Annotated in this window: 23 protein-coding genes; 10 read left to right on the forward strand and 13 right to left on the reverse strand. The window is 61.8% G+C overall.

Translation table 11 applies throughout. The features are described 5' to 3' along the window. Positions 1-427: 427 nt before the first annotated feature. The 5 genes from corA to NCR98_RS15895 all read right to left on the reverse strand — a co-directional run bounded on the left by corA (position 428) and on the right by NCR98_RS15895 (position 4,581). A complete protein-coding gene (corA, locus tag NCR98_RS15875) occupies positions 428-1,405 on the reverse strand; it encodes a magnesium/cobalt transporter CorA (protein WP_244829707.1) in 978 nt (325 codons plus the stop codon). A gap of 174 nt (positions 1,406-1,579) precedes the next feature. Next, a complete protein-coding gene (locus tag NCR98_RS15880; protein WP_244828389.1) occupies positions 1,580-2,020 on the reverse strand; it encodes a bactofilin family protein in 441 nt (146 codons plus the stop codon). Between the two features lie 63 nt (positions 2,021-2,083). Then, a complete protein-coding gene (locus tag NCR98_RS15885) occupies positions 2,084-2,440 on the reverse strand; it encodes a hypothetical protein (RefSeq protein WP_244828388.1) in 357 nt (118 codons plus the stop codon). Further along, complete coding sequence (locus NCR98_RS15890; protein WP_244828387.1) at positions 2,427-3,410, reverse strand: M23 family metallopeptidase; 984 nt, start codon at positions 3,408-3,410, stop codon at positions 2,427-2,429. The genes NCR98_RS15885 and NCR98_RS15890 overlap by 14 nt, the downstream gene beginning before the upstream one ends. 208 nt (positions 3,411-3,618) lie before the next feature. Beyond that, on the reverse strand, positions 3,619-4,581 hold the full coding sequence (locus NCR98_RS15895; protein ID WP_250466796.1) for a LysR family transcriptional regulator: 963 nt from the start codon (positions 4,579-4,581) through the stop codon (positions 3,619-3,621). 192 nt (positions 4,582-4,773) lie between these two features. Between NCR98_RS15895 and NCR98_RS15900 the strand changes: the two genes are divergently transcribed. The 3 genes from NCR98_RS15900 to NCR98_RS15910 all read left to right on the forward strand — a co-directional run bounded on the left by NCR98_RS15900 (position 4,774) and on the right by NCR98_RS15910 (position 7,850). After that, on the forward strand, positions 4,774-6,321 hold the full coding sequence (locus NCR98_RS15900; protein ID WP_502799754.1) for a CoA-acylating methylmalonate-semialdehyde dehydrogenase: 1,548 nt from the start codon (positions 4,774-4,776) through the stop codon (positions 6,319-6,321). A gap of 13 nt (positions 6,322-6,334) precedes the next feature. Continuing rightward, positions 6,335-7,237 (forward strand): 3-hydroxyisobutyrate dehydrogenase, encoded by a 903-nt coding sequence (mmsB, locus tag NCR98_RS15905; protein WP_250526626.1) that lies wholly within the window; start codon positions 6,335-6,337, stop codon positions 7,235-7,237. A 280-nt stretch (positions 7,238-7,517) separates the two neighbouring features. After that, positions 7,518-7,850, forward strand: coding sequence for a hypothetical protein (locus tag NCR98_RS15910; RefSeq protein WP_250526627.1), 333 nt, complete (start codon positions 7,518-7,520; stop codon positions 7,848-7,850). A 70-nt stretch (positions 7,851-7,920) separates the two neighbouring features. Here NCR98_RS15910 and NCR98_RS15915 read toward each other — a convergent pair whose 3' ends face one another. From NCR98_RS15915 to glgC, 4 genes are all read right to left on the reverse strand, one after another. Beyond that, the gene (locus NCR98_RS15915; RefSeq protein ID WP_250526628.1) at positions 7,921-9,357 is read right to left on the reverse strand and encodes a dihydrolipoyl dehydrogenase; all 1,437 of its coding nucleotides are present in this window, start codon (positions 9,355-9,357) and stop codon (positions 7,921-7,923) included. 64 nt (positions 9,358-9,421) lie between these two features. Beyond that, a complete protein-coding gene (locus NCR98_RS15920; protein ID WP_244828381.1) occupies positions 9,422-10,222 on the reverse strand; it encodes an SDR family oxidoreductase in 801 nt (266 codons plus the stop codon). A 58-nt stretch (positions 10,223-10,280) separates the two neighbouring features. Continuing rightward, positions 10,281-11,744, reverse strand: coding sequence for a glycogen synthase GlgA (gene glgA / locus NCR98_RS15925; RefSeq protein WP_250526629.1), 1,464 nt, complete (start codon positions 11,742-11,744; stop codon positions 10,281-10,283). A gap of 37 nt (positions 11,745-11,781) precedes the next feature. Next, positions 11,782-13,056, reverse strand: a complete 1,275-nt coding sequence (glgC, locus tag NCR98_RS15930) for a glucose-1-phosphate adenylyltransferase (protein ID WP_244828377.1) — start codon at positions 13,054-13,056, stop codon at positions 11,782-11,784. A 449-nt stretch (positions 13,057-13,505) separates the two neighbouring features. On the opposite strand from glgC, the gene pdxY reads away from it, so the two are divergent. Together pdxY and NCR98_RS15940 are read left to right on the forward strand one after the other, a co-directional pair. Further along, positions 13,506-14,384: a pyridoxal kinase PdxY gene (pdxY, locus tag NCR98_RS15935; protein ID WP_244828375.1), complete on the forward strand. Its 879-nt coding sequence runs from the start codon at positions 13,506-13,508 to the stop codon at positions 14,382-14,384. A gap of 115 nt (positions 14,385-14,499) precedes the next feature. Beyond that, positions 14,500-15,459, forward strand: a complete 960-nt coding sequence (locus NCR98_RS15940; RefSeq protein WP_250526630.1) for an MBL fold metallo-hydrolase — start codon at positions 14,500-14,502, stop codon at positions 15,457-15,459. A 30-nt stretch (positions 15,460-15,489) separates the two neighbouring features. Here the strand turns inward: NCR98_RS15940 and NCR98_RS15945 are convergent, their stop codons facing one another. Beyond that, positions 15,490-15,972: a hypothetical protein gene (locus NCR98_RS15945; protein WP_250526631.1), complete on the reverse strand. Its 483-nt coding sequence runs from the start codon at positions 15,970-15,972 to the stop codon at positions 15,490-15,492. 583 nt (positions 15,973-16,555) lie between these two features. Here NCR98_RS15945 and NCR98_RS15950 point away from each other — a divergent pair. Further along, positions 16,556-17,821 (forward strand): glycosyltransferase family protein, encoded by a 1,266-nt coding sequence (locus NCR98_RS15950; protein ID WP_250526632.1) that lies wholly within the window; start codon positions 16,556-16,558, stop codon positions 17,819-17,821. Between the two features lie 19 nt (positions 17,822-17,840). Here the strand turns inward: NCR98_RS15950 and NCR98_RS33325 are convergent, their stop codons facing one another. The 3 genes from NCR98_RS33325 to NCR98_RS15960 form a co-directional block, all read right to left on the reverse strand. Next, a complete protein-coding gene (locus NCR98_RS33325) occupies positions 17,841-17,972 on the reverse strand; it encodes a hypothetical protein (protein WP_284503858.1) in 132 nt (43 codons plus the stop codon). 151 nt (positions 17,973-18,123) lie between these two features. Next, positions 18,124-18,951: a shikimate dehydrogenase family protein gene (locus NCR98_RS15955; protein ID WP_250526633.1), complete on the reverse strand. Its 828-nt coding sequence runs from the start codon at positions 18,949-18,951 to the stop codon at positions 18,124-18,126. 507 nt (positions 18,952-19,458) lie between these two features. Further along, entirely contained in the window at positions 19,459-21,177 is a 1,719-nt protein-coding gene (locus NCR98_RS15960; RefSeq protein WP_250526634.1) for a SulP family inorganic anion transporter, read from the reverse strand. 372 nt (positions 21,178-21,549) lie between these two features. On the opposite strand from NCR98_RS15960, the gene NCR98_RS15965 reads away from it, so the two are divergent. From NCR98_RS15965 to NCR98_RS15980, 4 genes are all read left to right on the forward strand, one after another. Next, positions 21,550-23,328, forward strand: coding sequence for an FAD-dependent oxidoreductase (locus NCR98_RS15965; protein ID WP_250526635.1), 1,779 nt, complete (start codon positions 21,550-21,552; stop codon positions 23,326-23,328). Next, a complete protein-coding gene (locus NCR98_RS15970) occupies positions 23,325-23,936 on the forward strand; it encodes an NIPSNAP family protein (protein ID WP_244828366.1) in 612 nt (203 codons plus the stop codon). Before NCR98_RS15965 ends, NCR98_RS15970 begins: the two co-directional genes overlap by 4 nt. Positions 23,937-23,946: 10 nt before the next feature. Beyond that, positions 23,947-24,771: a sugar phosphate isomerase/epimerase family protein gene (locus tag NCR98_RS15975; protein ID WP_250526636.1), complete on the forward strand. Its 825-nt coding sequence runs from the start codon at positions 23,947-23,949 to the stop codon at positions 24,769-24,771. Between the two features lie 69 nt (positions 24,772-24,840). Continuing rightward, the gene (locus NCR98_RS15980) at positions 24,841-25,701 is read left to right on the forward strand and encodes an IclR family transcriptional regulator (protein ID WP_250526637.1); all 861 of its coding nucleotides are present in this window, start codon (positions 24,841-24,843) and stop codon (positions 25,699-25,701) included. Positions 25,702-25,757 lie beyond the last annotated feature (56 nt).

Consider the following 25,757-nt stretch of genomic DNA (forward strand, 5'->3'; position numbering starts at 1 on the left):
CGTGCATCGCAAACAAAGCGCGAAAGCGGTGCCCGACGCGCCCCTGACGATGAGCGCGCCGCGTCTCAATTCAGGCCCGAGAGCTTGACGGACAGAGGCCGGAACGACATGGCGGCTCGGAAGTGAGCGCCTGGCCGGCATGACCGGGACGGCGACATCGGCGTGGCCAAGGCCGTGCAGGACCTTGAATTTTGCCGACGTGCGGTTGGTGCGGTACAGGTGAAGCTTAGAGTGAACGTGTCGAATGCGCGCTGGCAACAGTCTGGAGGAGATATGAGGCCGTTTCGCGTCAATTCAAGCTACCAGCTCAGAACCGGTGAGCCTGCCGACAGACCCTGAAGCGCCTCGCGCCGACATGTTCTGTTAGACAAATGAAATCGCGTTTTGGTTCCGTTTTGGCGCCAGGCGCGAGCTCTGCAAGACAGCATTATAGCCAACCTGCCTTCTTGAAGCGCCAATATAGTACTAAATCCACCGCTAGCATGACAGCAAGACACGCAGGATAGCCGTAAGCCCAGTCCAGCTCGGGTATGCGATGGAAGTTCATCCCGTAGATGCCGGCGATCATGGTCGGTACGGCAAAGAGCGCGGCGAACGAACCGAGACGCTTGGTTACTTCGCTTTCCGAGAGCGCGATCAGGCCGAGATTCACCTGTATCGCGGTGACGATCATTTCGCGACGTCCTTCGATGGTCTTCACGATTCGCAACAGGTGATCGTACACATCGCGGAAATATTCCTGCATGCCCGCGCACACCCCCGGCGAGCGTCCGCCATACAGTTTGCTGACTGCTTCGAGCAACGGCGCCGTGTGATGTTGCAGGATCGTCATGCGGCGCTTGAGCGAATAGAGATCTTCGATGATCTCGCGCGAAGCCGTCGAGCCGTTCTGCTCGAAGATGCGCTCCTCGACTTCATCGAGTTCCGAGCCGAGCGATTCCAGCACGGGAAAGTAACGATCGACCACCGCGTCGAGCAGCGCGTACATCACGAACGCCGGACCGTGCTTGAGCAAATGCGGCTCGCGCTCGCAGCGCTTTCTGACTTCCTGAAAGCCTTGCGTTGTCCGGTTACGCACCGAGAGCACATAGTTCTTGCCGACGAATACGTTCATCTCGCCAACGAGCACTTCGCCTTCTTCATCGAACTCGACAGTGTGGAACACGGCGAATAGCGAATCGCCGTATTCCTCGATCTTCGGACGTTGATGGCCGTTTTGCGCGTCTTCAACCGCGAGTTCGTGCAAGCCGAACTGATGCGTCATGTGGGCGAGTTCGCCGGGACCAGGTTCCTTCAATGCAACCCAGATGAAAGAATCGGGCAGATCGCGATAAGCGTTGATATCGTCGATATGCACGTCCGCGAGCTTCCGGCCGTTTTGATAAGCCGCGCAATTGACCAGCATGGGGCGCCCTTGTTGTGTCGATGTCACGGGCCACGCGTCGATGGGCGCTCGGGCCGCGTCATGTACGAGCGACATGCGAGGGCGCGAGCGCGTGGCCTCTTCATCTCCCGAATCTTAGCGGAAATGCCTCGCCTTGCATGCTCGCTGTTTCCCTTGCTGCAAGAACGCGACGCCTTATTTCGCCGAGTAATCGAGCACGGGAATGGGTTCGGGCGCGGGCAGCGTGGCGACGAGGCCGCCTTGCATCGAATCGAGCCGAGTCAGCTTGCCTTCTACGGTCGCGCCGACATCCATGCGCAACTTTTGATAGTAGATGTTGCCGTGCACGTGAGCGTTGGACTGAAGCTCGACGAAATTCGCGACGGTGACGTCGCCGACCACGCGTCCGTTGATGATCACATCGTGCGCGACGACGTTGCCGTGAATCGCGCCCTGATCGCTCACGACGAGCAGCGACTCGTCACCCATGCGGCCCGTCACGTTGCCAGTGACCTGACCGTCCATGCGCAGGCCCTCGCTGAATTCGAGGTCGCCCGAGATATGAACGTTATGCGCGATGAGCGTGGCGAGCTTGGCTTGCTTCACGCCTTGAGTGTCTTTCTTCGATGAAAACATATCGAGTCCTTGCAATGCTGTTTGGATGTGACGAGCGACGCCGGCGGCGCTGCGAGAAGCGCATCAACGCTGTTTCTTGAGGAAGGCGAGATCGGTCTGTAATTTCTCGATCTGCGCGGTGGCCTGCGCCGCGCGTTGTTCGAGCGCCGTGCGCGTTGCGGCTTCCTGTTCGAGCGCGAATTGCGCATGCTGAAGTTGATCGCGCAACGTCTGTTCGGGGGCGGGCGGCGCGCACAGCACGTCGAGCTTGCGCGCCTGTTCGTGCGAAGTCTTGAGCGAATAGCCGGCAGCGCCGAGCGCGGCGATGGCGCAGACCGCGGCGATGACGCCCGGTACGAACGCGAGACTGCGCTTGGGCGTGAGCGAGTAGGTGTGGCGCGCGAGTTGCATCGACGCCCGTTTGGAATCAGCCTTGCGCATGAGCGATGCCCCTGAAAAGCATGAGATAGGGCTTCGGATTGATCTGCGCGCCATCGAGGATCACCTCGAAGTGCAGATGCGGTCCGGTCGAACGCCCCGTGGAACCGACTTCGGCGATCTCTTGTCCCGGCATCACGTACTCGCCCTGATGCACGAGCAGTTTAGATGCATGGCCGTAACGCGTGACGACGCCGTTGCTGTGACGGATATCCACCGCATTGCCATAGCCGGAATGCTCGCCGGCCTGGACCACGCGACCGCCCGCACTCGCGAGAATGGGCGTGCCCGTGGGCGCGACCAGATCCATGCCGGGATGGAAACTGAGCCTGCCGGTGAACGGGTCGAAGCGATTGCCGTAAGGCGAGCCGAAGTGCGAGCCCGGCGCGGGATCGCGGCCGGGGTAGGCCATGTAGGCAGCGTAGTGTGCAAAGGTCTTGTCCTGGAGCAGCGAGAGTTTGTCGCCGATACAGTCGATGATCTGCTCGGCGCGCTTCATGCGCTGCCGGGGCGAGCCGGTCGCGCTGCTGTTCGTATCGCAAAGATGCGGCGGCAATTCGGGGCCGCCCGCGCCATCGAGTGCGGGGCCGCCTTCGTCGCTATCGGGCAGCGGCGGGACGTCGTGGACACCGGGTGCTCCGCCCTCGCCGCCGTTCGCGGCCTTGAGGTGAGCGTCGAAATCGTGCAGTTCGCCGACTTGCGCGGCAAGACTTTCCACGCGCGGCGCGAGTTCGATCAGCGAGGCATTGAGACGGCCGAGTTGTTCGATCTCGTAGGAATTGCGCGAGACGAGCGCGTGTTCCTCGCCGAGATGACTGCGCCCGAAGATCGTGCCGATGGCAATGCCGAGCGCGAGCGCCGCGATGAGCAGCGCGATCAGCGCGACGACGGCGATTGCACGCGCGGTACGCGCTTCGACGAAGCGAATGCGCTTGCTCGATACCGATCGCCGTGACCAGATGACGAAAGCCATTAGCGAGACGCGCGAGCAGAACGGGCGTCGTGAGCCCGTGCGGATTGAAGCAGGATGAAACTAGGCGAAAGCATGAGGATAGGAGGATCGCGGCGCGGAACGAACATGGAAACCGGCCGGCGATTATGCCGCACGAATGCGCGTATTTGAGGTCTCGAATCAAAATGCTACGAATTCCGCTTTTTGGCCTTATTTATCTCGAAATTAATCAGGATGCCTTGACGTCGACCCACGTCATGTTCGAGTCGCTGCCCATGAGAAACGCGCGGTTGGCGTCCGCTGCTTCGCGCAAGTAATCCCACACTGTCGTGATGCGTCTGAGCTTGCGCAAGTCCTCGCGGCAAGAAAGATAGAACGCCCGCGTCACTTCGACTTGCTCCGGCAACACCGCCACGAGTCGCGCATCCGGCGCGGCCATGAAGCACGGCAGAATGGCGAGCGCGCGGCCCTGCAACGCGGCGAAGTACTGCCCGATCACGCTCGTGCTGCGAAAGCGCGAAACCGCGCCCGGCACCGCGCGCTCCAGATAGAGCAGCTCGTAGCTGAAGGCGAGATCGTCGATATAACTCGCGAAACGATGACGCGGCAGATCGTCCTTCGTCTGGATGCGCGGATGCGCGTCGAGATATTCGGCGGTGGCGTAGAGCTTGAGCCGGTAATCGCAGAGCTTCGTGTAGACATACTGGCCTTGCTCCGGGCGTTCGAGCGTGACGGCGATATCCGCTTCGCGTTTCGAGAGACTCACGAAATGCGGCACGGGCAGCAGATCGATGGAAATGTTCGGATGCGCATCTTGAAAGCGCGCGAGTTGCGGCGCGAGAAAGAAGCAGCCGAAACCTTCCGTCGAGCCGACACGCACGTGGCCGGACAGCGCGTGACCCGTGTTGGCGATCTGCTCGGTGGCGGACTGTACCGTGGTCTCGATCGAATCGACGAAACCGAGCAGATGTTGTCCTTCCGCCGTGAGGACGAAACCGCCACTGCGCGATTTATCGAAGAGCAGCGCGCCGAGTGCGTCTTCCAGCACGCGAATGCGCCGCGCGACCGTCGTGTAATCCACGCCCAGCCGCTTGGCGGCGTGGCTCGCGCGCTGCGTGCGGGCGACTTCGAGGAAATAGCGCAGGTCGTCCCAGTTGAGTTTGCTTAGATCGAAGTTCGTGTGTTTTTGCATATCGATCGGGTGTTTTTATGGCGCGTCGATGGACTTTTGCATAACTATACTCAAGGGTACGAGTGCGCTGCATGACGGCGCACCGATAACGATTCCGGAGACGACATGCTCATTCCCTTGCCGCTGGCCTTTTGGCGCGTCCCGTCGCTTCCGTTCGTCCTTTCTGCATGACATTCCAACAAGGAGACATTCGTGAATATTGCTGCTGAACATCCGACTCAAGGCGCGGCTCGCGCAGACACGTCGACTCGCACGGCCAAATTGCTGATCGACGGCAAATTCATCGACTCGAAGACTGCGGATTGGCGTGATATCGTCAATCCGGCGACGCAGGAAGTCGTCGGCCGCGTGCCGTTCGCGACCAAGGAAGAAGTCGATGACGCCGTCACTGCCGCGCACAAGGCGTTTCAGACCTGGCGCGCCACACCGCTCGGCGTGCGCATGCGCCTCATGCTGCGCTTTCAGGATTTGGTGCGGCAGAACCTGAAACGGGTGGCGCAGACGCTGACCGCCGAGCAAGGCAAGACGCTGGCCGATGCCGAAGGCGATATCTTCCGCGGCCTCGAAGTCGTCGAACATGCGTGTTCCATCAGCACGCTGCAACAGGGCGAGTTTTCGGAGAACGTTGCGGGCGGCGTGGATACCTACACGCTGCGCCAGCCGATTGGCGTCTGCGCGGGCATCACGCCTTTCAACTTTCCGGCCATGATCCCGCTCTGGATGTTCCCGATGGCGATCGTCTGCGGCAACACTTTCGTGCTGAAGCCATCGGAACAAGATCCGCTTTCGACCATGGAACTGGTCGAACTCGCGGTCGAAGCGGGCATTCCGGCGGGCGTGCTCAACGTCGTGCACGGCGGCAAGGAAGTGGTGGATGCCATCTGCACGCATCCGCTGATCCGCGCGATTTCCTTCGTCGGCTCGACGGCGGTCGGCACGCACGTGTACAACCTCGCAAGCCAGCACGGCAAGCGCGTCCAGTCGATGATGGGCGCCAAGAATCACGCCGTCGTCCTGCCCGACGCCAACAAGGAGCAGACGCTCAACGCGCTCGCGGGCGCGGGTTTCGGCGCGGCGGGACAACGCTGCATGGCGACATCGGTCGCGGTGTTCGTGGGCGCGGCCAAGGACTGGGTGCCGGAACTCGTCGAACGCGCGCGCTCGCTCAAAGTCAACGGCGGCACGGAGCCGAATACGGATGTCGGGCCGGTTGTATCGAAGGCAGCGAAGGAACGCATCCTCGGGCTGATCGGCCAAGGCGTGGAAGAGGGCGCGACGCTCGCGCTCGACGGACGCGACGTGTCGATCGAAGGCTACGAGAGCGGTAACTTCATCGCGCCGACCATTTTCACGGGCGTCACCACCGAGATGACCATCTATAAGCAGGAGATATTCGGGCCGGTGCTGTGCGTGCTGGAAGCCTCGACGCTCGAAGACGCGATCGAACTCGTGAACCGCAATCCGATGGGCAACGGCGTCGGCCTCTTCACGCAAAGCGGCGCGGCGGCGCGCAAGTTCCAGAGCGAGATCGATATCGGTCAAGTCGGCATCAACATTCCGATTCCGGTGCCGGTGCCCGCGTTCAGCTTCACGGGATCGCGCGGCTCGAAGCTCGGCGATCTCGGTCCGTACGGCAAGCAGGTCGTGCAGTTCTATACGCAGACTAAAACCGTGACCGCGCGCTGGTTCGACGACGCCACCGTCAACGACGGCGTCAACACGACCATCGCGTTGCGTTAAACAGGAGACAGCGATGCATATCGGCTTTATCGGACTCGGGCACATGGGTGGCCCGATGGCGGCGAATCTCCTCAAGGCCGGTCACGCGGTGACGGCGTTCGATCTTTCCGCGCCCGCGCTCGATGCGGCGAAAGCGGCAGGCGCGACGCTCGCCGCGCGCCCGAGCGACGCGGTGCGGGACGCGGAAGTGGTCATCACCATGCTGCCCGCCGCCGCGCACGTGAAGGCGGTCTATCTCGGCGATGACGGCGTGCTCGCGGGCGTCAAGGCAGGCGTTCCGCTCGTGGACAGCAGCACGATCGACCCGGCGACCGCGAAGTTCATCGGCGCGGCGGCGGCGAAGCACGGCAATCCGTTCGCGGACGCGCCGGTGTCCGGCGGCGTGGTCGGCGCGCAGGCCGGCACGCTCACCTTCATGGTCGGCGCGGAAGTGGCGCTCTTCGAAACCTTGCGTCCCGTGTTGGCGGGCATGGGTAAGAACATGGTGCGTTGCGGCGAAACCGGAACGGGCCAGATTGCAAAGATCTGCAATAACCTGCTGCTTGGTATTTCGATGATCGGCGTTGCCGAAGCAATGAAACTCGGAGAAACGCTCGGTATCGATCCTTCGAAACTGGCGAGTATTGTCAATACATCGACGGGGCGTTGCTGGAGTTCGGATACGTGTAATCCCTATCCGGGTATTGTCGAAACCGCGCCGGCTTCGCGCGGATATAGCGGCGGCTTCGGCGCGGATCTCATGCTCAAAGATCTCGGCCTTGCAGTCGATGCCGCGCGCGGCGCGAGACAGCCCGTCTTCATGGGCGCTCTGGCACAACAGTTGTATCAGTCGATGAGCCAGCAGGGGTTAGGCGGACTCGACTTTTCGGGCATTATCAAGTTATACGGAAAACCCAAGAGCGGTAACGCAGATTAAGCAATAGGTTAATTAGGCACGCACGTGCGTGCCTAATTCGTCTTAACGTAATAATCGCTTTATTAAGCTGCACTGCACCATGTCGCTTTAAACCCCTTACTGGGTGGAATCATCGGGATAACGATGATTCGCTTTCTCGAAAATTGTCCTATTCTGAAAGCACGACGCCCTTGTACTGTTAAAACACGGCTGCAATGGCGTTACTGGATGCAGGCGATTAGCCCGGCCTGTCGGGCGCTCAGACGAGGAGTACGCGATGCAAGTAACACGACACTTAAACATGGAACTGCGGCACGCCACGCTGCCGACTTATGTAGCCAGCTACTTTTTCCCGTTGCTGTTATTGGCATACGAAATCTGGCGAGTAGGGTCTTATGTTGCGGTCAACGGCTTTAATTTCATGAACTTCAACGCGATGGGTTATGAGTTCGCGCTGATGATCGCCGTGTTCGCCATGCAGGTCATTGTTGAAATTGCTTTCCTGGCGGGCGCGGTTTTGACGAAGCATAAGGACGTGGGGCATCGCCTTGCGAATTTGTCGCTGGGGCTGTTCTGTTCGCTCGTCGTGCTCGGTTTTGACCTTGCACTGCAATATGGCTTGAGCCAAAGCTAAATCACGCGTTCTTGCTCTGAGTCAAAAAGGGCCGGCTGCTTTTGCAGCCGGCCTTTCTCGTTTCAGGCGTTCAATAACCTGCGGCGCTGGGCAATCCCGGTGGCGTCTCCGAGCGTTCTTCATAGCACTTTCTATTCGCATCTTTTAACGCGGTGCGCAATCCTTCTTCGACAACCGGGTGATAGAAAGGCAGCTTCAGCGTTTCGTCCAGCGTCAAGTCGAGTTGCAATGCCCAGGCGAGTAAATGCCCGAGATGTTCCATCGCCGGGCCGCAGCCTTGCGCGCCGCGCAGCTTGCCGGTTTTGGCATCGGCGTAGATATGGAGAAGGCCGCGATTCTGCCGCATTACCCGACTGCGTCCTTGCGTCTCGAACGATACTTCGCCCGTCACCGTCATCTGCTTGTCGAGATCGTCGTAGGCTGCGCCGACGATCGCCACCTGCGGCTCGCAGAACACGATGGAAAAGGGCACCTTGCGCTTGACCGGCTTCACGTCCGGGAAGCGCGCGGCATTGTCGCCTGCGAGCTTGCCTTCGTCGGCGGCATCCTGTAGCCAGGGACGGGTGCCGTCGCAATCGCCTGCAATGAAAATCGCGCTCTTGCCGCATTGCATAGTGTTTTCGTCGAAGAGCGGAGCGCCCTTGTCGTTCAGCTCGATGCCCGTTTTGCCGAGGTCGAGCGGCTGCAGATTCGGCGCGCGTCCGGTCGCGGCGAGCACGAGATCGAAGCGCTCGATGCGCTCGTCGCCTTGGGGCGTCTTGAAGCGCAGCGTCGGTTGCCCGTCCATGAGCGACATTTCGTCGATCTTCGCATCCGCATCCAGATAGAACTCGTCGGCGAGCGCGGCGGCGAGCGCATCGCGCACGGGCGTGTCGCTGATCGCGCCGACGCCGCCGCCTTTCGCGAAGATGAATATTTCGACGCCCAGCCGCGACAGCGCCTGTCCGAGTTCCAGCGCGATCGGTCCCGCGCCGAAGATGGCCATGCGCTTCGGGAACGTGTGCAGTTCGAACAGATCGTCGCTCGTGATGAGTTTGTCCTCGAAGACCTTCAACTCGTCTGGAATCACGGGCGCCGCGCCCGTCGCGATCACGATACTTTTCGCCTCGATGCGCGTCTCGTCGCTAACGACGAGCGTCGTCGGCCCGTCGAAGCGGGCGTGGCCGCGCAGGATCGACCCGTCGGGAAACGACTTCGTTTCCTCGATCACGCTATTCACGAAGTGATCGCGCTCGTGCCGCACATAGTCGAGCACGTGCGCGAAATTGGCATCGAGCGCATGCGTGCCTTCGATACCGCGCGGAGCCAGCGCGTGCGCGTCGTGCAGGCCATTCGCGGCGGCGAGCAAGAGCTTCGACGGCATGCAGCCGATGCGCGCGCACGTCGTTCCCAGTTCGCCGCTTTCGATCACGACGGCCTTCGCGCCAGCCTCGCTTGCCGCGCGAAACGCGGCGAGACCGGCCGTGCCCGCCCCGATCACGGCGACGTCTACTGTGATTGTCTTCATCGTATGTCCCGTTGGTTATGTGGTTGCGGCCCGCTGGCCTTCGTTTGTTGTCGGGACGAACAGATCATCCGTTGTCGGCGAAACCGGGGTAAAGCGTCATGCCGCCGTCGACGAAGAGCGTCGTGCCGATGACGTAATCGCTGTCGTCGGAGGCGAGCCAGACCGCCGCGCGCCCGATGTCTTCCACTTCGCCGACGCGCCCATAAGGCACGAGCGTGAGCAGCCGGTCGAGCGCTTCCTGCGTGTCCCACGCGTCCTTGTTGATCGGCGTGCGGATGGCACCGGGCGCGATGGAATTGACGCGGATGCGCAGCGGCGCGACTTCCTGCGCGAGCGACTTCATCATCATCTGAATGCCGCCTTTCGACGATGCGTAGTTCACGTGCCCTGCCCACGGAATGATCTCGTGAACCGAACTCATGCAAATGATCTTGCCGAGCGCCTTCGACACCGGCCGCGGCCCGCGCCGCTGAAACTCGCGTACCGCGCGCTGCGCGGTGAGAAATTGCCCGGTCAGGTTCGTGTCGATAACCCGGCGCCAGTCGTCGAGCGTGAGTTCGGTGAACCTCGCGTCCTTTTGCAGGCCGGAGTTCGCCACGACGATATCCACCGTGCCATAGCGCTTGACGACGGCATCGAACATGGCGTCGGTTTCGTGTTCGTCGGAGACGTCGGCGGCGACGGCGAACGCATCGCCGCCATTCGCCGTGATCTCGGCGGCGAGCTTTTCGGCGGGTTCCGCGTGCGAGTGATAGTTGATGGCGACTTTCGCGCCAGCATCGGCGAGCGACTGGGCGACACCCGCGCCGATGCCGGAACTCGCGCCCGTGACGAGCGCGATCTGGCCTTCGAGGGATCGTTGCATGAGCGTTTCCGTGTGATTTGCGTCACGTGGCGGCAAGCAAGGTGCGCGCCCGGCACGTTCACGCGCCGAGCACGCCCTGATAGACCTCCGCGTAGCGCAATGCCGCCGTCTCCCAGCCGAAGTTCTGCGTCATTCCGCGTTTGACGACGGTCTTCCACTCCGTGCGACGCGCTTTCAACGCGAACGCGCGCCGGATTGCACCGACGATCCCCGCGCGGTCGAAGACATCGAAGGTAAAGCCGGTCGCGAGTTCATCCGCGAGATTTTCCAGCGAGCAATCGACGACCGTATCCGCGAGCCCGCCCACGCGATGCACGAGCGGCGGCGCGCCATACGACAGCGCATAAAGCTGCGTGAGTCCGCAAGGCTCGAAACGCGACGGCACCATGACGACATCGCTGCCCGCGATGATCGAATGCGAGAGCGTTTCGTCGAAACCCAGTTCGACGGCCACCGCGCCCGGATGCGCGAGCGCCGCGTTCTTCATGCCGGTTTCGAGCGCCGGGTCGCCCGTGCCGAGCACGACGAGCTGGCCGCCGCGCTGCACGATATCCGGCACGGCGGAAAGCAGCAGGTCGAGACCCTTCTGCTCGGTCAGGCGGCTGACGACGCCGAAGAGCAGGGCGTCGTCATCGCGCGTGAGGCCCATGCGCTCCTGCAAGGCGGCTTTGCATTTGCTTTTCGCCGATGGCTTCGCGGCCGTGTAGCGCGACCCGATGGAGTCATCGACGGCAGGGCTCCAGATCGAATAATCGACGCCGTTCAGAATGCCGGTGATGTCGTGGGTACGCGACTGCAACAGGCCATGCAGACCCGCGCCGTGGGCTTGCGTCTGGATCTCGCGGGCGTAAGTCGGACTCACCGTGGTAATGCGGTCCGCGTAGTAAAGCCCGGCCTTCAAAAACGAGACATGACTATAGAACTCGACGCCATCGACCGCGAAAAAGTCGCCCGGCAATTGCAGCGCGCCGAACTCGGACGCGGGAAAGACGCCCTGATACGCAAGGTTGTGCACCGTCATCACCGTGGCGACGCGCGGCGCGCCTTCACGCTCGAACGCGCGCATGTAGGCGGGCGCGAGGCCCGCATGCCAGTCGTGCGCGTGCACGATCTGCGGCTGCCAAGCGGGATCGGCGCCGCCAGCGATACGTGCCGCGCTCCAGCCGAGCAGCGCGAAGCGCCGGTCGTTGTCCGCATACGGGCGATGCGCGGCATCGAGATAAGGATTGCCCGGACGGTCGTAAAACTGGTCGGCCCGCACGACGTAGACGATCACGCCATGCGGCTGCAGCACACCGCGTTCGAGCCGCACATTGCCGGCACCGAACGCAGCGCCCAGATCCGCGACGGGCTCGATGCCGGTGAGACCTTCGAGCACGGCGGGAAAGCCCGGCAGCACCACGCGCGCGTTCGTGCCCAGTTGCGATTGCGCCGGCGGCAGCGCCCCGACTACGTCGGCGAGGCCGCCGGTTTTCAACAGCGGAAACATTTCTGCTGCGACATGCAGCACGCACACGGTCATCGGCGCTCCCGTAGGTTGAGTTGACTACTTCGTGGCTTCAACGATCCGCGAGCCGCTGCAACGCTTCGCGCGTGACGAGCGTGACGCCGGACTCCGTGCGGAAAAAGCGCGCGGCATCGTCGTCCGGATCTTCGCCGATCACGAGACCTTCCGGTACCGTGCAACCGCGATCGATCACCACGCGCTGCAATCGGCAACTCGGTCCTATCGTCACCTGAGGCAACAAGACTGCCTCATTGATGTTACAGAACGAGTGCACCCGCACCGCCGACGAGAACACCGACTTCGAAACTTGCGAACCCGAGATCACGCAGCCGCCGCAGACGAGCAGATTGGTGATCGCGCCCTGCTGGCCGTTGAGATCGCGCACGAACTTGCCTGGTGGCAACTGTTCCTGATTGGTCCAGATCGGCCATTTGCGGTCGTACAAATCCAGTTCGGGGATGGTCGATGCAAGGTCGAGGTTTGCGGCCCAGTAGGCATCCACGGTGCCGACATCGCGCCAGTAAGCGGGCGCTTCGGGATCGGCGCTGGAGGTCACGCACGACATGCTGAACGGATGCGCGATGGCCGTGCCGCTCGTCACCACGCGCGGAATGATGTCCTTGCCGAAGTCGTGATCCGTGTTCGACGCGGCGATGTTCTCTTCGAGCAGGTGGTAAAGATACTTCGCGCTGAACACATAGATGCCCATGCTCGCGAGCGCAACGTCGGGCTTGCCGGGCATGGCGGGCGGATCGGCGGGCTTCTCCAGGAAGTCCGTCACGCGGCGATTTTCATCGACATGCATCACGCCGAAGGCGGTCGCGTCCATGCGCGGCACTTCGATGCAGCCGACCGTGCAATCCGCGCCGCTCTCCACGTGGTCGAGCACCATGCGCGTGTAATCCATCTTGTAGATGTGATCGCCCGCCAGCACGATGATGAACTCCGGCGCAATCGACCGGATGATGTCGAGGTTCTGGAACACGGCGTCGGCCGTGCCGCGATACCAGCTCGAATCGACGCGTTGCTGCGCCGGCCAGATATCGATGAACTCGTTGAACTCGCCGCGAAGGAAACCCCAGCCGCGCTGAAGATGGCGCAACAGCGAGTGAGCCTTGTATTGCGTGACGACGGCGATACGGCGGATGCCCGAGTTAAGGCAGTTCGATAAAGCGAAATCGACGATGCGGTACTTGCCGCCGAAGTGCACGGCAGGTTTGACGCGCCTGTCGGTAAGCGGTCCGAGACGAGTGCCGCGCCCTCCGGCGAGGACGATTGCCAGGGTCGACTTTTGCAAATCGGTGCGATTCTTTGACGACGTCTCCATGTCAGCTCCTGATTTGACCTGCGACTAGTGAATTGATGCTGCTCTCTTGTTCGTCCTCGTATGCTGGCGGCGCGCGAGCTCGCTGGCTTGGGGTAGGTCCATGAGTTCGCGCGCACGAACAGGGTGGAAGCATTATCCGGTGCGCGTCGGCATTCGTGTACCGATGTCGCTCTTTTTTTGTTCCACCGATCCGCGCTGCCGTGCCCAGTGCACGGAATGTTGGCGGCATTTTCGAGCAAACAGCGTGCCGAACGCCCGTGCGGCGGCCTTCTCGGGTGTTGCAGTTGCGCAATTTATCGTGCGTGGACGATGCCGCGGTGCGTTAAGGCACGGCACAATACGGCTATGCAAGCTTCGCGATCCACACGCAACGCTTGCGAGCACGAAGAGAAGCCGCATGCCATGCGGCATTCTCCTGACCGAACAAGCCGCACCCGGGAATCAAAAACATGAACAACGTCCTGAGTATCCAGTCGCATGTGGTGTTCGGCCACGCCGGCAATAGCGCGGCGGTTTTCCCAATGCGCCGTCTCGGCGTCAACGTCTGGCCGCTCAACACGGTGCAGTTCTCCAATCACACGCAATATGGCCGCTGGACCGGTAGCGTGGTCGACGCCGACGAGCTCCAGAGCGTGATCGAAGGTATCGGCGCGATCGGCGTGCTCGGCCGCTGCAACGCCGTGCTGTCGGGCTTTCTCGGCGCGACCGAGCAAGGCCGCGCGGTGGTCGAGATCGTGAAGATGGTGAAGGCGGTGAATCCGCGCGCGCTCTTCTTTTGCGATCCGGTCATGGGCGTGACGGGCGGCTGCACGGTGGCGCCGGGCATCGAAGACTTCCTCGTGACGACCATGCCCGAAGTCGCCGATGCCATGATGCCCAATCACCTCGAACTCGAAAAGCTCGCGGGCCGGCCGATCGAGACGGTGGAAGAAGCCGTCGATGCCTGCCGCGAAGTCATCGCGCGCGGGCCGCGCACGCTGCTCGTCAAGCATCTGCTCGACCGCAACAGTCGCGCCGATACCTTCAACATGCTGGCCGTGAACGCGCACGAAGCGTGGTTCGCGCAGCGTCCGCTGTATCCGTTCGCGCGTCAGCCAGTGGGCGTCGGCGATCTGACGAGCGGTGTGTTCGTCGCGCGCACCTTGCAGGGCGATTCCTTGCGCCACGCGCTCGAACACACGCTCGCGGCCGTCAACGCGGTGGTGAAGACGACTTACGATGCAGGGCGTTACGAGCTGGAGATCGTCGCCTCGCAGGACGAGATCGCAAAGCCCACCGACTGGTTTCCGGCCATTCGCGTGTCGGGCACCGAGATGGCGCGGCGATAGTCCGGCCACGCGCCCCGTATTTACCCTTGGTTGGCTGACAGGACGCGCGGTTGCTTTTGACAAGCCGCCAGATGGGCGTCGATGATTCACCGACCCTCACTCATGGAAGCGCGACATGGCAAAGGCGTTCGCATCCCAGGCGGACCTGGAAGAGAAGAAGATCACCTTCACGCAGCTCTCCGAGAACGCCTGGGCCTATACGGCAGAGGGCGATCCGAACTCGGGCGTGATCGTCGGCGACGACGCCGTGCTGATCGTCGATACGACCGCGACGCCTGCAATGGCGCAGGATCTCATCGCGAAGATTCGCAGCGTCACCGACAAGCCGATCAAGTACGTCGTGCTGTCGCACTATCACGCGGTGCGCGTGCTGGGCGCATCGGCGTATTTTGCGGAAGGCGCGCAGCAGGTCATCGCAAGCCGTGGCACGTACGAGATGATCGTCGAGCGCGGCGAGGCGGACATGAAGTCGGAGATCGAGCGCTTTCCGCGCCTCTTCGCAGGCGTCGAGACGGTGCCGGGCCTGACATGGCCCACGCTCGTGTTTCATCGCGAGATCACGCTCTGGCTAGGCAAGCTTGAAGTGCGCATCGCGCATCTCGGCGCGGGTCACACGAAGGGCGATACGGTCGTATGGCTGCCATCGCAGGACGTGCTGTTTTCGGGCGATCTGGTCGAATACGACGCCGCGTGTTATTGCGGCGATGCCCAGCTCGCGCAATGGCCCACGACGCTCGAAGCCTTGCGCGCGCTGAATGCGCGGAAGCTCGTGCCGGGCCGTGGCCCCGCGTTGCTCACGCCTCAAGATGTGCACAAGGGTCTCGACTACACGAAGGACTTCGTCACGATACTGCTTGCCGCCGGGCGCGAAGCCGTTGCGCAACGACTCGACCTCAAGGGCGCGATGGCGCTCGCACGCAAGTCGATGGACCCGAAGTTCGGCCACGTCTTCATCTACGAGCATTGCCTGCCTTTCGATGTCTCGCGCGCCTTCGACGAAGCGAGCGGCATCACGCATCCGCGTATCTGGACCGCCGAGCGCGACAAGGAAATGTGGACCGCGTTGCAGGAATGATGCGCGCGGCCGTTCGCGTTTGGTCGTCAATCACGCGGTCGCGGCGGCTGCGGCCATTGCCTTGAAGTTCTCCGGCGTGGCGAATGCGAGGTACTGCGCCTGCATGTCGGGCGTGAGGAATTCGAGCATCGTCGAGTTTTCGATCCATAGTTCGATCACGTCGAAGAAATTGCGGCCGCGCGTGCAGCGCACCGCGCGCCAGCCTTCGCGTTCGCCGATGGCGATCACTTGCGCCGCGTCCATCTGCGTGGCAATCGCCATATGAAACGCGCTGTATTGCGGACGGTCGACCTTGCCCGCGCCAAAACTCACGCTGGTTTCCGCGCCGCCGCCGGGCGTGATGACGCGATCGCCCGGATAGACTTCGATGATGCTGCCGCGGTCATCGCCGGCGACGGCCATCCACGAGTCGGGAAACGATGGAAACGGCGCGGCGAAACCGTTCCAGAGTTCGGCGAGCACGTTGGCGACGTTTTGTGGATCGCGGGCGGGAATGGATGCGTGGTAGATCATCGCGAAGGTCTCCGGTGGCTTTGAGGAAGATCGACGGCGATGCTTTCATGCTTCGCAAGTGGCTGTCAATTGGCACTGCTACGAAGCGCGGATGAGTGCTTAATCTTGGCGTTATCTTGTCACTAAGCGCTGATAGAAAACGCTTGAAGTGTCTGAGGAAAATCCATCGATTAGTTAGCAAAACAGACGGATAAAAAAATGCCGCCCGGGGTAGGCGGCGAGAGCGCGTCCAGTTGAAATCCCGTTAGGGTGAACGCGTGAGGAGACAACATTGAGGAGTATGGCAAACGCCCGCGCGGCGCTCAACCTCGATTCGGAAGCACACCATTTCATGGTCGTCGTGATTCCGTTCAGGCTGAAACCTCGTCGTCGCAAGGTTCATTGCTTGAGTAAGCGCTTCGGAACGATGTGCATCATCGTTGCGCTTTCAAACATATCTTTGCGTTTCTGAACGCGCGCAACGCCATGCGTTGGCTACACTGATAATCCGCTTCGTTTCCTCGCTTCATTCATGCCTTGTCTGCTCGTTGATTCATTCGATTTCAAGCAGTATCCCGACGCGAACCACGCACTCAAGCACGCTTTGGAAATACGTGATTCCGGCGATTGGGCGTTGCTCGAGCACTTTTGTGCAAACGCGCTGCAGTGCTTTCCTGCCGATGTCGAACTGTCCTGGCAACTCAGTCATAGTCACTGGATGCGGCATGACTGCATGAAGGCCGAAGCGGTCATGCGTGATGCCGCAAGGCTGCATCCGGACAACGGTCTCGTCACGGGCGCGATCGCGATGTATCTGAACGAAGAGGCGCGTTATGAGGAAGCGGAAGCGCTTTACCGCCAGGCTATCGCGCAGAGTCCGAATGCGCCGCATCTCCCGATCGATCTAGCCGATCTCGAATTGCGTCGCGGCGCGTGGCGTGACGGCTGGACGCGCTTCGAACATCGTTTGACAAACCCGCATCATGGCGACAAAAGCGTCGTCACCCGCGTGGAACGTGAAGCGCCGCGCTGGCGCGGTGAATCGCTCGCGGGAAGGCGCGTGGTTGTGTATAGCGAGATCGGTCATGGCGACGATATCCAGTTCGTGCGTCTATATCCGCGATTCGCAGAGTTGGTGCGCGCGCACGGCGGCGAGCCGATGCTGGCTGTGCGCCACGTCCTTCACTCGCTCATCGAGCGTGTCGTGCCTGATTGCGTGCTGGTCGCGGAACATGCATTCAGCGGCTGCGATTACTCCATACCCATGATGAGCATGCCGTTCTGGCTAGGCTTGATGCCGGCGGATATCGAGGGCCGCGCGTATCTGCATGCCGATGCGGAACGCGTTGCGGCGTGGCGCTGCTTGCTCGAAGAAGAAGGCGCCGATAACTTGCGTGTCGGCATCGTCTGGGCGGGCAGTCCGACGCATCGGCGCGATGGTCAACGCAGCATTCCCGTCGATGCGCTTGCGCCGCTTTGGCGTCTGTCGAACGTGACGTTTTATCCGGTTGCTCCCGGCCGCGATGGCGATATCGCAAAGATGCGCGCGGCAGGTGCGTGTGTCGTCGAGGTTGCGCAGCACTATCGAGACAATTTTCATGACTCCGCTGCATTGCTCACGGCGCTGGACGTATTGGTGACTATCGATAGTTCGCCCTTGCATCTCGGTGGCGCGCTTGGGCGGCCGGTGCTGGCGATGATCGATCTTGCATCGCACTGGTGTTGGGGAACCGGCGAGACGCAGCCGTGGTACGACTCGGTGCAACTGCTGCGTCAGCATGTGGCGGGCGACTGGCGGCCCGTTGTGGAACGCGTTGCGGATGAACTGGCGCAACGCGTCCGCATCCATCAAAGGACGGCGGGCAAATGAGTCGACCCGCCGTTGCCGCTCATGAGCACTCGTGGGCAGGCATGGGCCGCGCATAGCCGCGCTGGGCGGAATGGATGGTGGTCACGCACTGACCGTCTTGCGGTTCAAGCGCGCTGTCGATATCGCGCTTGGCGCCGTCGTGCGTCTTCATGCTGTAGCGACTCTCGCGGTGCGCTTCGGGCTGCTGTCGAAGAGGCCGTTGAGATCGGCACGCGCTTCGGAAGGAAGCGAATGCGCGGCCGTCAAAGTGCAGTAAGGATCATGGAATTAAAACCGAAAGCCTTTATTCGGTTGACGCGGCCTCAGCGCTTCAACAGATAGTCCACGATTTTGTCGCACACGCGCCCGAACATTTGTGTGCCGGTGACGGTGCGGCAACCTTGCGCGCGCGCCGCTTCGATGAACGGCGTAAGCGGCGGCTTCGTGACGACATCGCCGACGAAAGTCTTTGCATCGAGCTTCGATACATCGATTGGCAGCGGATCGCCTTCGCGCATTCCGGCAGGCGAGGCATTCACGACGATGTCGAAGTTCTCCGCGCCCGAGTCATTATCGACGCTCACGGCGCCGCGACCCAGACTCGCCAGACGCGAGGCGAGGGCTTTGGTGCGCGCGGCATCGAAATCGCGGACAGCGAGCGATGCGACGCCCGCATTTACCAACGCATGACCGATTGCCGATCCCGCTCCGCCCGCGCCGATTAGAAGCGCGCGTTTTCCTTGCGGATCGCAGCCTGCGTCGCCAAGGGCCGCGACCATCGCGGCGCCGTCGGACATGCCGCCGTGCCAGGAGCCGTCCGCGTTGCGTCTTAGCATGTTGGCCGCTCCGAGGAACGCGGATTCTTCCGCGAGCGACGCGCAAAAGCCAGCGGCGCTGAACTTGTGCGGCACGGTGATGATGACGCCATCGACGTTTTGCATTGGCGTGACGCCGGCAAAGAAAGCGGCAAGGTCGGCAGGTGCGACGTGAGCCGGGATCACGATTGCATCGTGTCCTGCCTTGCGCAAGGCGGCGGTCACGCCGGAGGGCGAACGTACCTGCGCAATGGGATCGCCGACGATGAAGTAGAGGCGAGTTGCGCCGCTTAAGCCCGCATCGAGCGATGCGGAGAAGGATGTGTCCTGCGCCATGCTTTGAATGTCTCCTTTGTGCGCTTCGGTTGGTGGACGTTGCGCGGATGGGTGTCTTAGCTCAAACGCGTTGATGAACTGTAGTCTAAATTGGAATTGGATTCAATCTTCGGTATGCATTGGCAACTAACGGTCTTTGATTTCGGCTTACTTGAAATACGCAGAGTGAGTGGTCGGAGGAAGTGCCTCACGGCTCTCTGCGCCAGCATGGGCAAAGTGCATGCAGTATGCAACTTGCGGTACCCAAAATACAAAATCCAATGCAAAACGAGTGTGAAAGTGCCGAAGCCAAAGCCAAAGCCGAAGCCGAAGCCGAAGCCGAAGCCGAAGCCGAAGCCGAAGCCGAACGCCGAACGCCGAACGCCGAACGCCGCAGCCGCAGCCGCAGCCGCAGCCGCAGCCGCAGCCGCAGCCGCAGTCGCAGTCGAAGCCAGATGCCGAAGCCAGATGCCGAAGCCGAATGCCGAACTCCGAGCCCTGAGTCCTATGTGCCGAACGCGCCGCACCTCAAAGCGCCCCTGCTTCATGCGCCTCGGCACTCACCCCCGCAGCCGCAAGCGCCTCGTGCAGCGTCGCGAATACATTGGACTTGCCGATCACTTCCGTTAGTCCATGCCGATCCATGTCGAGCCGAAGAAACGGATTCACTCGTCCAAAGATCATCGCGATATCGCGATGCCGCACGCTTGCGACTAAATCGCTCAACGTGCGCGCGGCCGAGTAGTCCAGATCGGTGATCGCGCCGGCATCGACGACAAAATGACGTAGTTCAAGAGGCGCCGCATCGATCAACTGCTTCACTTCCGCCGCGAAGAGATGATCGTTCGCATAAAACAGATCGGCGCCAAAGCGATACACGATCAAGCCAGGCGCGGTGACGACGCCGGGACGCGTCGGTACGAACTGCCATCGGCGGTTCGGCGCGACGGGCGCGAGTACCATCGTATGCGGACGATAGCTATGCCGCACATGCCGCATCAGCGACAACGCCACGGCAAGCAAGATGCCATGCTCGACCCCGATCAGAACGACCGCCGCCGCCGTGATCAGCGCCAGCGTGAACTCTCCCGGACTCTCGCGCCGAATGGCCTGCAAGCTTTGCACATTGACGAGCCCGACGGCGATAGTGAAGACGATCGCGGCAAGCACGCAATGCGGCAGATACTGCAAAAAGCCGCTCAAAAACATCAAGACGACGACCACCACCACCGCGAAGGTGAGTTGCGCGATCTGGCTGCGTGCGCCGGCGCGATCGGCCATCGCTGTCTGCGTCGGGCTGCCGTTGACCACGAAGGCGCCGCTGAACGCGGCAGCCGCATTCGCGGCGGCGAGGCCGAGCAAGTCGCCGTTGGTATCGGCGGATTCGTGGTGCTGCTGTGCGAAGACGCGCGCCGCGGCCGCGCTTTGCGCCACGATCATCACGAAGCACGACGCCGCCACGGGCACGAGATCGAGAAACTGCTGCCACGTGACGTGCGGCACGCGCAGCGGCGGCAATCCGCCTGCGACCGGGCCAAGTACCGCGATGCCGTGGGCCGCGAACCCGAACGTCTTGCTCGCGAGGATGCTGCCAATGACCGCGACGAGCGGTATCGGCACGCGCGGCCAGATACGTCTGAAGCCGAGTATCGCGACGATCACGAGTAACGAGAGAGCGAGCGTCGGCAAGTTCGCTTCGACGATATGGTCGACAACATACCAAAGCTGCGCAAGGCTGCGCGACGACGGCACCGGCACGGTCATGCCGAGGATATCGCCGAGCATGGCGATCGACACCTGTATGCCGACGCCCGCCAGGAAACCGGCCAGCACCGTGCGCGAAAGGAAGTCGGCGAGAAAGCCGAGCCTGAAGAGCCGTGCGAGCAGCAACAACGCGGCAGTCAGCAGCGCGACCATGCTTGCCAGTTCGACATATTCGGCGCTCGCCATCGGCGCGATGGTCGATACGCGGCTCGCGAAAATCGTGGCGGTGGCGGAATCCGCGGCCACCACGAGATGGCGCGATGCCCCGAACAACGCGAACGCGGCGAGCGGAATGAATGCGGTATACAAACCGGTAACCGCAGGCATGCCGGCAATGCGCGCATAGCCCAAGACTTGCGGGATATCCATCGATGCGAGCGAAAGCCCCGCAAGAATGTCGCGTCCCGCAGCGAGCCGGTCGATCGGCAAGATGCCTTTCAGGAAACGCGGCGGCACGGGAGGTCGCGGAGTTGAATCTTGCATGCGTTATACCGGGTCGCGGGAAGAGCGCATCGTGCCCCATGACGGCCGCAATGCCAAGCGGCTTGATCACTCACGCCAAGCAATCTAAAAAGGTCTTTGCGCGCGATCGGAAAATGGAATAGGATTCCAATATCAAAGACAGTTCTACAGCTAAAGGCAGCTTCGAGTCGCGTATCACTGCGATCCGAATCGGAAGGAGCGAGACAAAAATGATGGAGACGCTGGTTAGATCGAATACAAGCGGCCGTATGCGCGAGCTTGTTTCCCGGCTGTCTACGCGACATCGAACGTCACCAGACAGCATGCGTTTGCTGCACGAGGACTCTTCGCCGCGTGCGCCGGCAAGCAATAGACATCAACCCAGGCCTAGCGATGAAGCCTGACCCAGTACTGGAATGCGATGTCCTCGTGCTCGGTTCCGGTGCGGGCGGACTATCGACGGCCGTGACAGCGGCCACGCGCGGACTCTCCGTTTTGGTCTGCGAGAAGGAAGACGTCTTCGGCGGCACGACCGCGTGGTCGGGCGGCTGGATGTGGGTTCCGCGCAGTCCGCTTGCGACGCGCGCAGGAATGATCGAGGAAGCAGACGCGCCGCGAACGTATCTGAAGGCCGAACTCGGCGCGCAATACGACGCGGCTAAAGTCGACGCGCTCATCGAACACGGTCCGCGCATGGTCGAGTTCTTCGAGACAAATACGTCGATGCGTTTCATCGATGGCAACCGCATTCCGGACTTTCATACCTCGCAAGGCGCGGGAATGGGTGGCCGCTCCGTGTGCGCCATGCCTTTCGATGGTCGCGAACTCGGGGCGCTCATCGACAAGCTGCGGCCACCGCTTCTCGATACGACGATCAACGGCATGGCGATCTCTCCTGGACAAGAGCTCACGCACTTTCTGAACGCCACGCGCTCGGTGCGCTCCGCGTGGCATGTCACCAAACGCTTCGCCAAGTTCGCGCACGACAAGCTTCGCTACGGCAGATCGATGCATCTATTGAACGGCAATGCGCTCATTGCAAGACTCTTGAAGTCGGCGGCGGATCGTGGCGTCGATCTGCGCACGCGCGCTAAAGCGGTCGGTCTCTTGCGCGATGGCTATCGTGTGATCGGCGCTCATGTCGAGATCGAAGGCGTAAAGCATGAGGTCCATGCGCGACGCGGCGTGGTGCTCGCGTGCGGTGGTTATCCGCACGATGAAGCACGTCGCGCGGCTACGTTCGCTTATACGCCGACGGGCCGCGAACATTGGTCCGCGGCGCCGCGTTCCAACACCGGCGACGGCATTCGCATGGGCGAGGCCGCAGGCGCACACTTCAACGCAGCGCTCGAAAACCCCGCGGCTTGGGCGCCCGTTTCGCTCGTTCCGAAGCGCGATGGTCCGCATGTCGCGTTCGCGCATCTGATCGAACGCGGCAAGCCTGGTCTGATCGCGGTGACGCGTGTGGGAAGGCGCTTTGTGAACGAGGCGTCGTCGTACTACGACTTCATGTCCACGTTGATGGACATCACACCCGCAGGCGATGAAGTGTGCGCGTGGCTCGTCTGCGATCATCGTTTTCTGCGACGCTATGGCCTTGGTGCCGCGAAGCCGTTTCCATTCCCGTTGCGCGCGCACGAACGCTCGGGCTATCTGAAAAGCGCGCCCACGCTCGAAGCGCTCGCGCGAGTTTGCGGCATCGAGGCAACTGGCTTCATCGAAACCATCGCGGCGTATAACCACTACGCTCGCGACGGCTTCGATCCGCAATTTCATCGAGGCTCGACGCCCTACAACCGCATGCAGGGCGATGCATCGCATAAGCCGAATCCATGCGTTGCACCTATTGCCGATGGCCCGTATCACGCAGTGAAAGTGCTGCCCGGCAGCCTTGGTACATTTTCCGGCCTTGCTACCGATTCGAGCGCCCGCGTGCTGGACGAAGCGCACATGCCGATTGCCGGCCTCTACGCAGTTGGCAACGATGCCGCGAGCATGATGGGCGGCCACTATCCCGCAGGCGGCATCACGCTCGGTCCGGCGATGACCTTCGGTTATCTCGCGGGCCACGCACTTGCAGATCAAAGCGATGACAGCAGTGAACGCGAAGCGCATCGCATCGAAACCATGACCACTCTCTCTCAATTCAATCAGGCAAGGACATTTCAATGACCCTGTACGACACAGTCACACTCACCGTGAAGATCGGCACGAACGCGCAGGTCTTCGAAAACATCAAGTCGAGCGGCGAGCAAGCAGGCGCGCGCTTGCTCGGATGCTGGTATTCCGATATCGGTGCCTTGGGCAAGGTGATGGTCTTGCGCGGCTACGCTTCCGAAGCGGCACTGATCGATGAACGCAGGCGCCTTCTGCTCGAAGGCAATCCGTTCGGCTGCGGCGAATTCATTACGGATGTCGAAATAAATAGCTATGCGCTCTTTCCATTCTTGCCGCCGATCGAGCCTGCCGAACACAACGGCATCTATGAAATGCGCGTCTACGGCACGAAGCTCGCGAGCCTGCAGCACACCATCGACGCGTGGCAGAACGCCTTGCCCGAACGCACGAAGCGTTCGCCGTTGATCGGTGCAATGTACGCGCTCGATGGCACCGTGCCGCGTTTTCTGAACATCTGGCCGTACAAGAGCGTGGATGAACGCTCGCGTATTCGCGCGGAATCGGTGAAGGATGGCGTATGGCCGCCGAAGGGCGGACCCGCCCATCTGACGACGATGGAATCGACCATCTATGTGCCCGCACCGTTCTCGCCACTACGCTAAGGAAATCCATATGTCCACACGAAAACTTTCGCTCTCAGCTTTGACCGTGCTCGAATTGACGCCGCCGCAGATGGTCGAATGCGCGGCGAACGCCGGCTATGACTATGTCGGCCTGCGCCTTCTTCCGGCGACCGATACCGAAGTGCGGCACGACATCATCGGCGATACACCGCTCGTGCGCGAGACGCTCGCGGCGTTGAAGGACACCGGCATTGGCGTGCTCGACACGGAAATTCTCCGCCTCAAACCCGACACCGATGTGACCGCATACGAGCCGATGCTTGCGACCGCCGCCGAACTTGGCGCGCGCTATGTGCTCGTCGCGGGCAACGATCCCGACGAGTCGCGCACCGCCGAGCGTCTCGCGCAGTTGTGCGATCTGGCGCGTCCGTATGGCCTCTCGCCATCGCTCGAACCGATGCCGTGGACCGACGCTAAGGACATCGTGCAAGCCGCGCGCATCGTGAAGGCGGCGGAACGCAACAACACGGGGCTGATCATCGATCCGCTTCACTTCGACCGCGCGGGGTCGTCGACCCAGACGCTGAGTGAGTTGCCGCGCGAGTATTTCGGCTATGTGCAGTTCTGCGACGCGCCCGCCGAGCGCCCGACCGACCTCGAAACACTACTTTTCCAGGCGCGCTGCGAGCGGATGATTCCGGGTGAAGGCGGTATCGACTTGTCTGGCATTTTGCATGCACTGCCGGAAGACTTGCCGCTTTCACTCGAAATACCGACGCAACAGTGGGCCAAGACCGCCAGCGCGCTCGAGCGCGCGAAGCGCATGCGCGAAGCGACGCTTGCCTTGCTTGACGAGATTTATGCCGGGCATTGAACGATGGCGGTTGAATTCCGAGGTGGAATCATGTTCAAATTCCGAATCGGAACTTCGAGGTAACGAAACATGGCAGGAAATCTTGAGCGCGCGTTGTCCATCATCGAACTGCTGGCGAAGAACGGCGGACGCATGCCGCTTGCCGCCATCGCGGATACCTTGAGCATTCCCCGCAGCGGCACGCATCGTCTGCTCGCGATGTTGATCGACGAAGGCTACGTGCGCCAGGACGAGGATCACGGCGAGTACATGCTCGCGCTGAAGCTCGTGTCGCTTGCGCTGATCTATCTTTCGACGGGCGGCGTGCTCGATGTGTCGCAACCGGTGCTCGACCGCCTCGCGGCGGCGTCGGGCGAACTGGCGCGGCTTGGCGTGGTGGAGGACGATCACATCACCTTCGTCGGCAAGGCGCAGGGCGCGAAGTCCGGGCTGCGCTACGACCCGGACATGGGCAGCCAGCCGCCCTTGCATTGCACGGCAAGCGGACAGGCGTGGTTGTCGTCGCTGACCGATGAGGAAGCGCTCGAACTCGTGTCGAAGCAAGGCGGACTCGGCAAGCCCGGACAAGGCGGTCCGAAGGCGCCGAAGACGATTCAGCAGTTCCTGACCGACTTGCGCGCGGCGCGCGAACGCGGTTACGGCATCGCGAGCGAAACCTACGAAGCCGGCATGACGTCGATGGCCGCGCCGATTCATCATCCGATGACGGGCGTGGTCGTGGGTGTCGTCAGTCTCGCGGGTCCGACGAGCCGTTTGCCGGAAACGCGTCTGAAAGAGCTCGCGCCCGCGCTGCTCGAAGCGGCATCCGATATGAGCGCGGCAACCTTGAGCTCGCCTTATTTCAAGCGGCCGTTGACTCAAGCTCCGGTCGTTGCCGAAACGCCGGCGCCTGCTGGCAAGAAGCGGGCAAAAAGCGCTCTCGTTCAATAAGCGCAACGGCCGTCGCGCGCGTCGCGCTTGCACTATGCTGTGCACATCAGCGCTTG

The organism is Caballeronia sp. GAWG2-1, assembly GCF_023631405.1.
In the GTDB taxonomy this organism is placed as follows: Bacteria; Pseudomonadota; Gammaproteobacteria; order Burkholderiales; family Burkholderiaceae; genus Caballeronia.